General features: G+C 68.0%; 12 protein-coding genes. 5 read left to right on the top strand and 7 right to left on the bottom strand.

Features of this window, described 5'->3' with window-relative positions; genetic code table 11:
• Window positions 1-103 precede the first annotated feature (103 nt).
• The gene (locus tag ACH4TV_RS08040; RefSeq protein ID WP_398395473.1) at window positions 104-976 is read right to left on the bottom strand and encodes a nucleosidase; all 873 of its coding nucleotides are present in this window, start codon (window positions 974-976) and stop codon (window positions 104-106) included.
• Between the two features lie 418 nt (window positions 977-1,394).
• Here ACH4TV_RS08040 and ACH4TV_RS08035 point away from each other — a divergent pair, with 418 nt between their 5' ends.
• The 3 genes from ACH4TV_RS08035 to ACH4TV_RS08025 all read left to right on the top strand — a co-directional run bounded on the left by ACH4TV_RS08035 (window position 1,395) and on the right by ACH4TV_RS08025 (window position 4,978).
• The gene (locus tag ACH4TV_RS08035) at window positions 1,395-3,707 is read left to right on the top strand and encodes a glycoside hydrolase domain-containing protein (protein WP_398395471.1); all 2,313 of its coding nucleotides are present in this window, start codon (window positions 1,395-1,397) and stop codon (window positions 3,705-3,707) included.
• 124 nt (window positions 3,708-3,831) lie between these two features.
• A complete protein-coding gene (locus tag ACH4TV_RS08030; RefSeq protein WP_398395469.1) occupies window positions 3,832-4,203 on the top strand; it encodes a hypothetical protein in 372 nt (123 codons plus the stop codon).
• A gap of 67 nt (window positions 4,204-4,270) precedes the next feature.
• Complete coding sequence (locus ACH4TV_RS08025; RefSeq protein WP_398395467.1) at window positions 4,271-4,978, top strand: hypothetical protein; 708 nt, start codon at window positions 4,271-4,273, stop codon at window positions 4,976-4,978.
• A gap of 41 nt (window positions 4,979-5,019) precedes the next feature.
• Here ACH4TV_RS08025 and ACH4TV_RS08020 read toward each other — a convergent pair whose 3' ends face one another.
• Genes ACH4TV_RS08020 through ACH4TV_RS08010 form a run of 3 tightly spaced genes read right to left on the bottom strand, consistent with a single transcriptional unit; the run spans window position 5,020 to window position 8,136 of the window.
• Complete coding sequence (locus ACH4TV_RS08020; protein WP_398396531.1) at window positions 5,020-5,847, bottom strand: carbohydrate ABC transporter permease; 828 nt, start codon at window positions 5,845-5,847, stop codon at window positions 5,020-5,022.
• Between the two features lie 10 nt (window positions 5,848-5,857).
• Window positions 5,858-6,712 (bottom strand): carbohydrate ABC transporter permease, encoded by an 855-nt coding sequence (locus tag ACH4TV_RS08015; protein WP_398395465.1) that lies wholly within the window; start codon window positions 6,710-6,712, stop codon window positions 5,858-5,860.
• A 26-nt stretch (window positions 6,713-6,738) separates the two neighbouring features.
• A complete protein-coding gene (locus ACH4TV_RS08010) occupies window positions 6,739-8,136 on the bottom strand; it encodes an extracellular solute-binding protein (RefSeq protein ID WP_398395463.1) in 1,398 nt (465 codons plus the stop codon).
• Window positions 8,137-8,270: 134 nt separating this feature from the next.
• On the opposite strand from ACH4TV_RS08010, the gene ACH4TV_RS08005 reads away from it, so the two are divergent.
• On the top strand, window positions 8,271-8,840 hold the full coding sequence (locus ACH4TV_RS08005) for a hypothetical protein (protein ID WP_398395461.1): 570 nt from the start codon (window positions 8,271-8,273) through the stop codon (window positions 8,838-8,840).
• Between the two features lie 47 nt (window positions 8,841-8,887).
• On the opposite strand, the gene ACH4TV_RS08000 is transcribed toward ACH4TV_RS08005, so the two are convergent.
• Complete coding sequence (locus ACH4TV_RS08000) at window positions 8,888-9,601, bottom strand: response regulator (RefSeq protein ID WP_398395459.1); 714 nt, start codon at window positions 9,599-9,601, stop codon at window positions 8,888-8,890.
• Complete coding sequence (locus ACH4TV_RS07995; protein ID WP_398395457.1) at window positions 9,598-11,334, bottom strand: ATP-binding protein; 1,737 nt, start codon at window positions 11,332-11,334, stop codon at window positions 9,598-9,600. The genes ACH4TV_RS08000 and ACH4TV_RS07995 overlap by 4 nt, the downstream gene beginning before the upstream one ends.
• A gap of 205 nt (window positions 11,335-11,539) precedes the next feature.
• Here ACH4TV_RS07995 and ACH4TV_RS07990 point away from each other — a divergent pair, with 205 nt between their 5' ends.
• Window positions 11,540-12,967, top strand: a complete 1,428-nt coding sequence (locus tag ACH4TV_RS07990) for a cation:dicarboxylate symporter family transporter (protein ID WP_398396529.1) — start codon at window positions 11,540-11,542, stop codon at window positions 12,965-12,967.
• 238 nt (window positions 12,968-13,205) lie between these two features.
• Here ACH4TV_RS07990 and ACH4TV_RS07985 read toward each other — a convergent pair whose 3' ends face one another.
• The gene (locus ACH4TV_RS07985; protein ID WP_398395455.1) at window positions 13,206-13,823 is read right to left on the bottom strand and encodes a TetR/AcrR family transcriptional regulator; all 618 of its coding nucleotides are present in this window, start codon (window positions 13,821-13,823) and stop codon (window positions 13,206-13,208) included.
• Window positions 13,824-13,871 lie beyond the last annotated feature (48 nt).

Raw genomic sequence — 13,871 nt, 5'->3', positions numbered from 1 at the left:
CCGGCCGGTGAAGCCCAGCGGACGGGTCGGAAGCGTGGCCGTCGCTACCGGTACCGGGCCATGGGAGTGGCCGGTGCCGAGCCCTCCGGGCCCCGCGTCCGGGCTACCGTCCGGTGTCGTCGTCGCCGGGTCGGTGTACGACCGACTTCGCGACGAAGGAGCCGTTGAACGTGCTTCCCCGGAAGTCGAGGTGGTCCCCGCCGTACGTGGAGTCGCGAAAAGGACCCTCCCGGGGGTCGGTGGTGGACGCTGGCTTCGGGTCCAGCTCGCGGAGTACGGCGACGGCTGCCGCTGCGGCGTTCGCTGCGGCCCGGGGTTGCGAACCCGCCTTGTCGGCCTCGGCCTTGTCCGGGTCGGCCTTGTCGCTGATGCCCCGGATGATCAACGCGCCCGCCTCACCGGCGAGATGGAGCGCGTGGGCCACGCCGGAGCTCTCCATCTCGATGGCGACGGCGTCGTTGTAGTGCGTGTGGATGAGCTGGGCGAGCTCGGACTCCCTGTCCGCGAGGACCACGTCCCCCACGGCGATCGGCTTGAAGAACGCCTGGAAGTCGGTCGAGCCGCGCAGCGCCTCCTTGGCCGCCTGTTCCAGGCGGTGCGAGGCGCGCCACGCCTCCGGGCGGACCTGGAAACCGTCCGGGGTCTGCTTGCCGCCGTGGATCGCGTACACCTTCGTCGCGATCACGACGTCGCCGATCTCGATGTCGTCCTTGAGGCCCCCCGCGACGCCGACGAGCAGCACGGCCTCGGGGTCGAGCCATGTGAGTACGCGCTCGGTGAGTGTGGCTGCCGTCAGCGTGCCCTCGCCCATGTTGACGAGGGCCACCTGCCATGGTGTGCCCGGGAGTTGGCCTCGCCTGGCGATCGTGCCGCGCGGGTGGGTGAGCTTCTCGACGTCCGTGAGGTGAGTCAGCACTGCGTCGTACTCCAACGACAGCGCGGTGAGGACGGCCACGGTTCTCTTTGTCTCCGGCACGTTTCTACGGTACTTGGCGGGCGTACCTCGATGTCACGCGATGCGTGAAGGCGGTACGCGGAAGCGAAGGCGCGATGGTGACCGAGTACGACGGGGATCACATCGACCTGCGGGGTGCGAGCATCCCCCGTTCGCAAGCGAGACCCAGAAAGGCGCGATAACGCAGATCAAGCAATCCGGCCAGCCATGTGGGCCCGATCGGAACCGTGATAACTCCCGCCTAGGCTCTTGACATCCTTCTCGCACAAATAAGATGATGCCGCCTACACAGAAGATTTCAAATATGCCGCACAGGGAATTCACAGAATCAAAAGATGCACTGCTCGTCCGAAATGGTGTCTTGAGTAAGTAAAGGCTTTCCAATTCTGCGGTAAATTTCCTCCGCGGTCCGGTCTGCCCGTGTGAAAGAAGAGGCCCAGTGGATCAGAAAGTTCTCGAAGCGCAGCAATGGGTGAACGCGACCTACGGCAGCGTGACCGGCTATGTCGCCTGCCCGGAGGACGGCACCACCGGCTGGTCCACCATGTACTCCCTGACCATGGGGCTCCAGCATGAACTGGGCATCTCGACGGTGTCCGCCAACTTCGGGCCGACCACCCTGGCCGACCTGGCCCTGCACGGCGACATCGGACCGTCCGAGACCAACGGGAACCTGGTCAACATCGTCCAGTACGGCCTGTTCTGCAAGGGCTACTGGGGTGGGGACGGGGACGGCGTGTACGGCACGCTCACCACCGAGGGCGTCCTGGACCTCAAGTCGGACGCCGGCCTGGACGCGAACGGATCCGTACAGCCGAAGGTGTTCAAAGCGCTCCTCACCATGGACGCCTACGTGCTCCTCTCGGGCGGGTCGAGCACCGTCCGGAGCATTCAGCAGTGGCTGAACAGCAGGTACTTCGCAGACCGTGACAACTTCTATCTGATTCCCTGCGACGGGCACTTCTCGCGGGGCGTCCAGACCGCGCTCATGCAGGCCATCCAGTACGAGCTGGGCGTCCCGACCGACTCGGCCACCGGCAACTTCGGCCCGACCACCCAGGCCGGACTGGCCGCCACACCCCTGGCGAACGGATCGACGGGGGTGTTCGTTCAGCTGTTCTCCGCGGCCATGGTGTGCAACGGTGCCGGCTCCGATTTCACCAGTACCTTCGACTCCGGCCTGGCGGACGACGTCCGCACCTTCCAGAAGTTCTCCGGTCTCGACCAGAACGGGACCGCCGATTACGAAACCTGGTGCCAACTCCTCGTTTCCATGGGCGACGCCGACCGCCCGGGAACCGCCTGCGACTGCATCACCACGATCACCGACGACCGTGCCGAAGCACTCAAGGCCGCCGGGTTCAGCATCGTCGGGCGCTATCTCGACGAGAGACCCTCGGACAACTTCCTGAACAAGCGGATACAGCCCGGCGAACTGGACACCATATTCCAGAACGGCATGCGGGTGTTCCCGATCTCGCAGTACAACGGCGGCTCCGCCGGCTACTTCACCTACCCGCAGGGATACACCGACGCACTCGGGGCCCACGCGGCGGCTGCCGGCTACGGATTCGACCCCGGCACCGTCATCTACTTCTCCGTCGACTTCGACGCCACCGACGACGACATCTCCAACCATGTCATCGACTACTTCCTCGGGGTCTCCAGCGGCCTGGCATCGCAGGGAAAGCGCTACATCTACGGGGTCTACGGCTCGCGCAACGTCTGCTCCCGGATCACCGACGAGGCATACGCGGCGCACTCGTTCGTCTCCGGAATGTCCTGGGGATACTCCGGGAACCTGGGCTACCCGCTGCCGGAGAACTGGGCCTTCAACCAGATCCAGACGCTCTCCGTCGGCTCCGGCACGGGAGCGGTCAACATCGACAAGGATGTGCACCGCGCGGGCGCCGACAGCGGGGTCAACAAGGTCAACTCGCCCGACAGCCCGCTCGACACCTACCTGCAGTACGTCTCCGACCTCTACCAGACGGCCGTCGCCTGGGGGCAGGGAGACCCGAACATCCGGGTCCTGGAGTACATGCGGTACCCGACATACGCGGGCGTGACCTCCGGCTGGACGCAGATCATCCCCGACCCCGACGACGACTGGATCACGTACGCCGACGCCAACGGCCCGGCGCGGGTGACCACCTACACGGACCCGGTGGCGGGCATCTCCATCAACGTGAACCACTTCGCGGCCACCGCGAACGGTGTCGCCGTACGGGGCCAGGGTTCCGGTTCCACCACCAACCTCGGGGACTTCGCCGGCTGGGGCGGCGACCTGAGCACCTTCTACGGAGAGTGGCGGCGGGACTCCGACACCACCGCGTCGGGCTACACCTACTGCATGGACCGCCTGGCGAAGATCAACACGACGTCGACCTTCATGATGGACGACCTGATCGAGGACGCGGACGGCTACCTCATCGGCATGCAGCTCAGCGACGGCAGCGGGACCACCGTCGTGGACGCCGTCAAGAACATGCTCCAGGGCGGGGGCGCCCTCAGCAGGTTCCGGCGCTTCTTCGACGCCCGATACGGCGGCAACGGCAGCACCGTGTACGACACCGCCCTGGACATGCTCACCAACCCCGGGATCATGGCCGACCTGCGGATCGCCGCCATCGTGAAGATGGCGGGGGTGGACACCCTCCAGCCCGCCATGCTCCCCGACGACCTGCTCGACCCGTTCGTGCAGGGCTATGTGGACACTCTGGTCGCGATCGTCGGCCAGGAGAACGCCTGACCCGACCGGGTCTGATCCCTGGACCGAACCCGCCGGAACCTGGAACGACATGACACAGACACCGCGCCACCCCGATGATCCCGCTCCCCGTCCGGCCGCTCCAGGGCCGGCATGGAGAGGGGCCATGGGCAGGGCCCGGCATTGGCTCACCCGAGACCTCACCGCGCTGGGGATCTGGACCTGCCTGGTGGGCATGTGCGGCAGTCTGGTCGCCGCCGGCCGGGCCGCGCTCGCCTTCAGCGGCGTGCCCGATCCCGGCGACCAGTGCGGGGCGCTCGGCGCCGACACCGACTTCGTACGGGTCGCCATCCGCGTCTTCCCCCCGTCGGCCCGCTGCGTCTTCCGGCAGCACCCGTCCTTCGAACTCGTCCCCCCGTGGGTGTCCCCCGTGCTGATCGTCTGCCTGGTGGCGACGGTATTGGGGGGAGCCGCCGCGATCCACGGCGCCCTGCGCGCCTGGACGTCCAGGCGACAGCAGACCCGCCGACGGACCTGAGAACGCGCCCGAAAGGCGCCCGAAAACGCACCCGATCACGGACCTGAAAAACGGAGAGTGCCCGACGATGCGTGAAGACACGACGGAAGCAAGAACGAGCGGTACCCAGCTCACCCGCCGCGCGGTTCTGGCCACCGGCGTCGGCCTGGCCGGCGCACTGTGGATCACCGGCACCGCCGCCGGCACGGCACAGGCGGCGACAGACTCCGACACCTGGGACGGGTCCACCTCGCAGAACGGCTGGAACGTGGCCGCCTCCGCCGGATCCGGAATCAAGACCCTTCGGATCGAGGGCAGCGACGTCTCGGTGGCCCTGCGGGAGGGCGCCGCAGCGACCCTCCTGCTGCATGTGGCCCGGCGCTTCCACTACGAGATCCACCCTCTGTCGAGCGGTGATGTCACCGGTCACTCGACTCACCGGAAGATCGGTCCGGCCTTCGAGAGCAACTACCTCTCCGGCACCGCTCTCGCCATCCGTCCCCTGCTCTACCCGGCCGGCGTCAAGGGCGGCTTCTTCCCCGACGAACTGATCGTCCTGCGGGACATCCTCGCCGACTGCGAGGGCGCGGTCCGCTGGGGAGGCGACGAGCGTGGGGTAGTCAAAGAGAGCCACTTCCAGATAGACGTCAAGCCCGGCAACGCACTACTCACGAAGGTCGCCGCGAAGATCGACACCTGGGCCGTCACCCCGGGCGCCGGCGCCGGCGCCATCGATCCCTTCGTCTCGGCCAGGCGCAAGGCCGCCCGTACGCTGGAACACCGCCAGGCAGCCTGACGGACCTGCCCGCCCGCCGCGGTGCCGAAGCCCTGCCTCCCTCACCCCTTGACCGCCCCACCCAGCGCAAACCCTCCACCCACCCGGCGCGCCACCAGCACATACAACAAAATCACCGGCGTCGAATAAATAACCGAGAACGCTGCCAACTGCCCATAAACAACCGTCCCTCGATTCCCGAAGAAATCATTGATGCTCACGCTCGCCGGCATCTGGTCCGGCGTAAGCAGCAACATGAACGGCACGAAGAAGTTCCCCCACATCATCACGAACGAGAACACCGTGACGACAGCCACTCCCGGACCCATCAGCGGCAGCACAATCCGCACCAGCGACTGAAAGGCCGAAGCCCCGTCCGTCCAGGCAGCCTCTTCCAGCTCCCTCGGCACCCCATCCATGAAGTTCTTCATCAGCCAAATAGCGAACGGAAGCTGAGAAGCCGCAAAGAAGAAAATGGTGCCCTGCATGGTGTCGATCAGATTCACCCGCACGAAGAGCGCATAAACCGGCACCATGATCGCCGTGATCGGTAGACACGTGGCGAACAGGATCGTCAGCAGAAACGGACGGTTGAACCGCGACCGGAACCGCGACAGCGGATACGCAGCCAGCGCCGCACACACCACCGTCAGCAGCGTCCCACCCCCGCACAGCACAAGGCTGTTGAGCAGCGGCGTGAACGTGACCTCATCCGTCAGCACCGCGTCGAAGTTCCCGAACGTCAACCCGTCGGGAACCCGCACCCGCAGGTCCGCACGCGGATCCAGCGCCGACAGGACGACCCACGCGAGCGGAAGCACGAAAGCGCCGGCCACCGCCAGCAGACCCGCATCCGCCGCCAGTCGGCGGCCCGTACGGCGGGAGTTCAACGTCGTCACCTCACACCTCCGTCCGCAGCAGCCGCATATACACGACCGAGAACAGTGACCCCACCAGCAGCAACAGCAGTGCCACCGCCGTGCCGTAGCCGATCATGCTGTTCTGGAACGCCTGCTCGTACATGAACAGCGGGAGCGTCTGGCTCCTGTCGCCGGGGCCGCCCCTCGTCATCACCCAGATCAGCCCGAAGACCGAAAGAGTCTGCAGCGTATTCAGCATCAGGTTCGTGCCGATCGAACGCCGAATCATCGGCAGCGTGATGTGCCACATCCGCCGCCAGCCCCCCGCCCCGTCGACCTCCGCAGCCTCCGTGATCTCCTTCGGGATCTCGTTCAGCGCCGCCGAGTACACCAGCATCGAGAACGCCGTCCCCCGCCACACGTTCGCGAACGACACCGCCAGGATCGGCAGCGTGAACAGCCAGTTCTGGGACGGGAGATGGAGCCAGTCCAGGATTGCGTTGAGCGTGCCCTCTCTCCTGAAGAAGGCGTACAGCAGGAACCCCGCCACCACCTCCGGCAGCACCCACGCCGTGATCACGACCCCGCCCACCAGCGTGCGCACCGGCTTCGACGCCCGCTGCATCAGCGACGCCAGCGCAAGCCCCAGCGTGTTCTGGCCCACCAGCGACGACAGGACCGTGAAGACAAGGGTCAGCCACACCGCGTTCAGGAACGCCTCGTCCTTGAACGCCCTTCGGAAGTTATCGAACCCGACGAAGGACGACTCCGCCTGGCCCGTCAACTGGAGGTCCGTGAAGGCGATGTAGACGCAGTACGCGATCGGGCCCGCGAGGAACAGGATCAGCAGGACGATCGCGGGCGAGAGGGGCAGCAAACGGGTCACACGGGTCACACGGGTAAAGCGCAGGGTACGGGCCGTCACTTTTCGATCACTTGGTCGCCCGTCGCCGACTTCAGCGCATCGTCATACGCGCTCGCCGCCTCCTCCACCGACGCGTCGCCCGTCGTCACGCTCTCCATGGCCTCCTGGATGGCCGTCGAGACCTTCGGATACGCCGGATACGCCGGGCGGTAGTGCGTGCTCGCGACCAGTTCCGTGAAGAACTTGATGCCGGGTTGGGCGTCCACGTACGCGGGGTCCGCCGCCACGTCTTCCCGTACCGCGATGCCCGAGTTGGCGATGTACCACTTCTGGGCGTTCGCCTTCGTCTGCATCGTCTTGATGAACTCGAAGGCCAGGTCCGGGTTACCCGCCTTCGACGGGATCGCCCATGTCCAGCCGCCCGACATACTCACCTTGCCCGGCGCCTGGCCGGTCTGGGTCGGCATGGCCGCCAGGCCCAACTTCGTCGACCACTCGGGCCATTCGTGGCCGGCGCCCGGCAGCCAGTCCTGGGGGAGCCAGGAACCGTCGAGGTTGATGCCCAGCTTGCCCTCGGGGAGCCACTCGCCGCGGACGCGGGTCGCGATGTTGGGGTCCAGCGCGTCCGCCACGTCCGGGCCCAGCTTCTCCTTGTACACCGTTTCGACGAAGGTCAGGGCGTCCTTGAAGGCCTGGCTTCCCGCGATCCACTTCTTCGACGCCGTGTCGTAGAGGGGGTCCGCAGCGCCCGCGCTCCCCGTTCCGTACAGCAGCATCTCGAAGCCCTGCATCGTGGCAGCCTCGCCCGCCGGCTTGCCCGTGTAGACGTTCAGGGGGATGACGTCCGGCACCTTCTCCTTGATCGTGCGGGCCGCGGCCAGGACCTCCTCCCACGTCTTCGGCTGCCAGGCCTCCGGCAGGCCCGCCTTCTTGAAGATGCCCTTGTCGAACCACAGCCCCCGGGTGTCCGTGCCGTCCGGGATGCCGTACGTCTTGCCGTCCTCGGCCTTGGCCGCGGTCTTCGCGGTGTCGATGAACCGGTTCCAGTCGGGCCACTTGGCGAGGTAGGAGTCGAGAGGCTTCAAGTAGCCGCTGGTGATGTCCGAGTTGATGAGGAACGTGTCCTCGTAGACCAGGTCGGGGGCCGTCTTGGCGGAGCGGAGCATCTGCTGGACCTTGGTGTAGTACTCCGAGTCCGGGGCCTTGATGGGGACCAACTCGACCTTCTTGCCCGGGTTGGCCTTCTCGAACTGTTTCTTGATGTCCGCGAGGTAGGTGTCCATCACCTTGATGGAGTTGTCCGTCGACTGCTTGAAGGACACCTTCACCGTGTCCGGGTCACTTCCCGAGCCGCCGCCGCAGGCTGTGAGCGAGCCGGCGGCAACGGTGAGGGTGGCGGCAAGGAGTAGACGGAACGGGGTAGTTGGGCGGGCGGCGGTGGGGCGCACGGGCACGACCTCCTACTTGCAGAGATGGCTGCCCGGTGAACGTAGAGCGGTGGTCCAGTCCGGTCAATGACCTTGCAGCGTCTACCGTTCTGGTTGTTCGAGTGCGGGAGATCAGCGGGCGATCAGTGGGAGGGAGATCCGTGCCAGGAGCACCAGGAGCACCAGGAGCACCGGAATCACCGGGAACAGGCGTCACCCTCGGGCAGCTTCTGCTCGCCGAGTACGCGGCCCTCAAGGAAGAGCAGAAGTGCCGTATCGGGTTCCGTGACAACCTTCTCTACGTCACCCTCACCGTCGTCGCCGCCGTCATCGCCGCGGCGGTGCAGGCCAAGCAGCCCGCCATCGTGCTCGCCCTGCCGCCGGTGTGCGTGGTCCTCGGCTGGACCTACCTCGTCAACGACGAGAAGATCTCCGCGATCGGGGCGTATGTGAGGGAGGAGTTGGGGCCGCGGCTCTCCCAACTCGCCGGGGGCGCGGGGGCTTTCGGCTGGGAGCGGGTCCATCGCGAGAACCTGCGACGGCGGTCCCGCAAGGCCGTCCAGTGCGTCATCGATCTGCTGGCCTTCTGTCTCGTCCCGCTCGCCGGTCTCGGTGTCTACTGGGCGGGGGGTCAGGGCAGCCCCGGTCTTCTCGTCCTCTCCGGCTTCGAGGCGCTCAGCGTGATCGGGCTCGCGTCCCAAGTCATCGCCTACGCACGGCCGTTGAGGTGAGGTCCTAAGGGGGCCCGCCCAACTCCCTTTCGCGCGGCCGGAAGGGCCTAGCCCTTCACCCACCGGTACTGCAACTCCGGCCGCCCCACCTGCCCGTACTGCGGAGCGCGCGCCGCCCGTCCCGCGTCCACCAGGTGCTCCAGGTAGCGCCGGGCCGTGATGCGTGAGATGCCGACCTCCTCGGCGACCCCGGCCGCGGTGAGCCCCTCGGTGCTGGCCCGGAGGGTCACCGTGACCCGTTCCAGGGTGGGGGCGCTCAGGCCCTTGGGGAGGGCGGCGGGGCCCGGTGCGCGCAGGGTCGCCAGCGCGCGGTCGACCTCGTCCTGGCCGCTCGCCTCGCCCGCCGACGCGTGGTACTCGGCGTACCGGACGAGGCGGTCCCGGAGGGTGGCGAAGGTGAAGGGTTTCAGTACGTACTGGACGACCCCCAGCGAGACGCCCTCCCGCACCACCGCCAGGTCCCGCGCCGACGTCACCGCGATGACGTCCGCGTGGTAGCCGGCCGCCCGGAGCGAGCGGGCCAGTTGCAGGCCGTGGCCGTCCGGGAGGTGGAGGTCGAGGAGGAGCAGGTCCACCGGCGTGCGGTCCAGCGCGCGTCGCGCCTCCGCGCCCGTGTGCGCCTTGCCGACGGCCGTGAACCCGGGCACGCGGCCCACGTACATGACGTGCGCGTCGGCGGCGACCGGGTCGTCCTCGACGACGAGTACGCGGATGGGAGCAGCCGCCGTACCTCTGGATGTCGTGTCTCTGGGATCGGTCATACGTCGCCTCCAGGCAAGGCGGGCTCAGTGGGAGCGTTCGCCGAGGCCACCGTAGGGGCATCGGCGCCCGGCGCGGTCACCGCGTACGCCGCCGGCTTGGGCAGCGGCAGCCGGGCCTCGAACTCCGCCCCGCCGCACGCCGCCGCCGACACCGTGAGCGTCCCCTCGTGCCGGGCCACCGCCTGCCGTACGAGCGCCAGACCGAGACCCCGGCCGCCCGGTCCCGCCGGTTTGGTGGTGAAGCCCCGCTGGAAGACCGCCTCCGCGTGGGCCGGGTCGACGCCCGCGCCCGTGTCGGACACCCGCAGCACGAGCAGGGAGTCCTCCGTCAGGGCCGTCACCGTCACCCGCGAGGCACCCACACTGCCCTGGGCCGCGTCCACGGCGTTGTCGATGAGGTTGCCGAGGATGGTGACCAGGTCGCGGGCGGGGAGCGTGTCGGGCAGGAGACCGTCGTCCAGCGAGCTCTCCTCCGAGACCACCAGTTCCACGCCCCGCTCGTTCGCCTGTGCCGTCTTGCCGAGCAGCAGGGCGGCCAGCACCGGTTCGCTGACCGCCGCGACCACCTGGTCGGTGAGTGCCTGGGCCAGTTCCAGCTCGGCCGTCGCGAAGTCCACGGCCTCCTCCGCCCGGTCCAGCTCGATCAGCGAGACGACCGTGTGAAGACGGTTCGCCGCCTCGTGCGCCTGCGAGCGCAGCGCCTGGGTGAAGCCGCGCTCGGAGTCCAACTCGCCCATCAGGGACTGGAGTTCGGTCACATCGCGCAAGGTGACGACGGTGCCCCGGCGCTCGCCGCTCGACACCGGGGAGGTGTTGACGACCAGGACGCGGTCGGCGGTCAGATACACCTCGTCGACGCGCGGCTCGGCCGACAGCAGCGCGCCTGTCAGCGGCGCGGGCAGCCCCAGTTCGGCCACGGACCGCCCGACGACGCTCCCCCCTTCTTTCCCCCCTCCCTTCCCCTCTCCGGAGACGCCCAGCAGTTCCCGTCCGCCGTCGTTCATCAGCGCCACCTTGTACTGCCCGTCCAGCATCAGCAGCCCCTCGCGTACGGCGTGCAGCGCGGCCTGGTGGTAGTCGTGCATCCGGCTCAGCTCGGCGGCGTTCATCCCGTGCGTGTGGCGGCGCAGGCGCGCGTTGATGACGTACGTGCCGACCGCGCCCAGCGCCAGCGCGCCCACCGCGACCCCGAACAGCGCCGTGACCTGGTCCTGTACCCGGGCGCTTATCTCCTCGACCCGGATACCCGCACTGACCAGCCCGATGATCTCGCCGTCGGAGCTGTCGGCGCGTATCGGGGTGACCGCGCGGACGGACGGGCCGAGCGTGCCGGAGAAGACCTCCGTGAACGACTCGCCGCGCAGCGCGCGCTCCCGGTGCCCGAGGAAGCGCTGCCCGATCTGCTCCTTGTCGGGGTGGGTCCAGCGGATGCCCTCGGGGTTCATGATCGTGACGAAGTCGACGTCCGTGTCCCGCTGCACCTGGAGGGCGTACGGCTGGAGCAGCGTCGTCGGCTTGGCGGCCGTACGGATCGCCTCGCGCACCGAGGGGGCGTCCGCGACGGAGCGGGCCACGGCCATCGCCTGGCGGCCCGCCGCGTCCTCGGCCTGGCTGCGGTCGCTGAGGTACGTGAACAGTGCACATCCGGCCACGACGACCGCTATCAGCACGGCCTGCATGGTGAAGAGCTGGGCGGCCAGACTCCGGGGTCCGGGAACGCGGGGGAGACGCATGCTGCCAGTCTGCCTCTCCTTATAAGTGTGAACTAAATGAACGGAAGGGTGACCGCCCTCACAAGCCGTTAGATAGTCACCGCATCGCAGGGACGCGATTGACGGGTCTTGGCCCGTTTTCGGTCGCCGCCCGCGACCCCGCAGCACCGCCAGATCCCCCGCACAACTTTCTCCCCATCCCCCGGACGTGAGCCGCACGCCGGTGATGCCGACGACGTCGTCAAGGAGCGCAGCCGTGGCTACCACACCCCGAACGGCACCTGCCGCACCCCCCGCCAAGCGGGACCGTACCCACTACCTCTACATCGCGGTCATCGCCGCGGTGGCCGCCGGTATCGCCGTGGGTCTGATCGCCCCGGACTTCGCGGTCGAGCTGAAGCCGATCGGTACCGGCTTCGTGAACCTGATCAAGATGATGATCTCGCCGATCATCTTCTGCACGATCGTGCTCGGTATCGGTTCGGTGCGAAATGCGGCGAAAGTGGGCAGGGTCGGCGGTATCGCGCTCGGCTACTTCGTGCTCATGTCGTTCATCGCGCTGGGCATCGGCCTGGTCGTCGGCAACATCATCGAGCCGGGTACGGGTCTGGCGCTGACCGATGCCGTCAAGGACACCGGCCAGGCGCAGGTCTCGGCCGAGGCCAAGGACACCACCGAGTTCCTGCTCGGGATCATCCCGACCACGTTCGTCTCCGCCTTCACCGGCGGCGAGGTCCTCCAGACGCTGTTCGTCGCCCTGCTCGCCGGGTTCGCCCTGCAGGCCATGGGCTCGGCCGGCCAGCCGGTCCTGCGCGGTGTCGAGCACATCCAGCGCCTGGTCTTCCGCATCCTCGGCATGGTCATGTGGGCCGCGCCCGTCGGTGCGTTCGGTGCCATGGCCGCGGTGACCGGCTCCGCCGGTGTCGACGCGCTCAAGCAGCTCGCCGTCCTGATGCTGTCCTTCTACCTCACCTGTTTCCTCTTCGTCTTCATCGTGCTCGGTGCGCTGCTGAAGATCTTCACGGGCCTCAACGTCTTCTCGCTCTTCAAGTACCTGGGCCGTGAGTTCCTGCTGATCCTCTCGACCTCCTCCTCCGAGTCGGCGCTGCCGCGCCTCATCGCGAAGATGGAGCACCTGGGCGTCAGCAAGCCCGTCGTCGGTATCACCGTCCCGACCGGCTACTCGTTCAACCTCGACGGCACCATGATCTACATGACCATGGCGTCCCTCTTCATCGCCGACGCCATGGGTACGCCGATGGCGGTCAGTGAGCAGATCCCGCTGCTGCTCTTCCTGCTGGTCGCCTCGAAGGGCGCGGCGGGTGTCACCGGCGCCGGTCTCGCGACCCTGGCCGGCGGCCTGAGCTCGCACAAGCCCGCCCTGGTGGACGGCCTCGGCCTGATCGTCGGCATCGACCGCTTCATGAGCGAGGCCCGTGCCCTCACCAACTTCGCGGGCAACGCGGTCGCCACGGTCCTGATCGGTACCTGGACCAAGGAGATCGACAAGGAGCGCGTCTCGGAGGTCCTCGCCGGTCTGCACCCCTTCGACGAGAAGACCCTCATCGACGAGAACGACGGCTTCCACCCGGACGACGCCGAGACCGCGGACGTCCCCGAGCAGGGCGGCGAGAAGGCCCTGACGAAGGCCTGACACCGGTCCTGACGGCCATCACCGGCCGTCACCGGCTCACTGAAAGTCCCGGAACGTAAGACTCCGGGTGGCTGGACACTCCCCCGTGGTCCAGCCACCCGGCCCGGAGCACCCCGGCAGGTCCGCCGGAGCCCCGGGACCTCGAAAAACACCGAGCGGCCAGGCCTCCCCGTGCCTGGCCGCTCGGTCGTTTCCGTGTCCGTCGTCTCCGTCGTATCTATCCGTCGTGTCCGCCGTGTCAGTCGCTCAGCTCGGCCACCAGCGCGGTGGCCCGGGAGGCGGGTACGCCCGCCGCGGTCAGCAGGGTGACCGCGGCGGAGCGGCCCGCCTCCTCCGGTGCCAGGAGCCCGTCGTTCACCGCCTCCATCAGCGCGAACAGCATCTGCTCGTGCACGTACGCCAGCGCCGGCGCGGGCAGCGGTGAGCTGAACACGCCCTGCTCCAGGCCCCGCCGGAGCACCTCTATACAGGCCTCGCGCACCGGGGTGAACCGGTCGCTGATGACCTGCATGGAGACGCTGCGCTGGGCGGGCCCGACGAGGATGCGGTAGCGGTCGGCGACCCGCCAGACCGCGAGCGTGCACCGGGCGACGCACTCCGCCGGCTCGTCGACGCCGGCGCGGCCCTCGGCGTGCGCGGCGGCCACCGCCTCGACGGCGCCGTCGAGCAGCGTGCTGATCAGCGCCTCCCGGCTGGGGAAATGCCCGTACACCGTCCGTCGTACGACACCTGCGGCGCGCGCGATCTGGTCCATCGAGGCGTCGGGGTCGCGCAACAGCTCGGCGAGGGCGACGTCGAGGATACGGCGGCGGTTCGCGTCGGCGCGGCTGGTGCTACCCGTGGTCATGGCTGCCATTGTGCCCTCCCCTTCCTCTACTTGCACACCGTTGTGCATCGGAGTAGA

Source organism: Streptomyces sp. NPDC020898 (genome assembly GCF_044333925.1).
Taxonomy (GTDB): Bacteria; Actinomycetota; Actinomycetes; order Streptomycetales; family Streptomycetaceae; genus Streptomyces.
Note: the sequence above shows the minus strand (reverse complement) of the source record. Positions and strands in the feature narration are given on the sequence as shown.

Excerpts from the sequence above, each read along its gene's own strand:
- ACH4TV_RS08025 (WP_398395467.1), top strand. The coding sequence starts at position 4,271 with ATGCGTGAAGACACGACGGAAGCAAGAACGAGCGGTACCCAGCTCACC.
- ACH4TV_RS07985 (WP_398395455.1), bottom strand. The coding sequence starts at position 13,823 with ATGGCAGCCATGACCACGGGTAGCACCAGCCGCGCCGACGCGAACCGC.
- ACH4TV_RS08000 (WP_398395459.1), bottom strand. The coding sequence starts at position 9,601 with ATGACCGATCCCAGAGACACGACATCCAGAGGTACGGCGGCTGCTCCC.
- ACH4TV_RS07995 (WP_398395457.1), bottom strand. The coding sequence starts at position 11,334 with ATGCGTCTCCCCCGCGTTCCCGGACCCCGGAGTCTGGCCGCCCAGCTC.
- ACH4TV_RS08030 (WP_398395469.1), top strand. The coding sequence starts at position 3,832 with ATGGGCAGGGCCCGGCATTGGCTCACCCGAGACCTCACCGCGCTGGGG.
- ACH4TV_RS07990 (WP_398396529.1), top strand. The coding sequence starts at position 11,540 with ATGCCGACGACGTCGTCAAGGAGCGCAGCCGTGGCTACCACACCCCGA.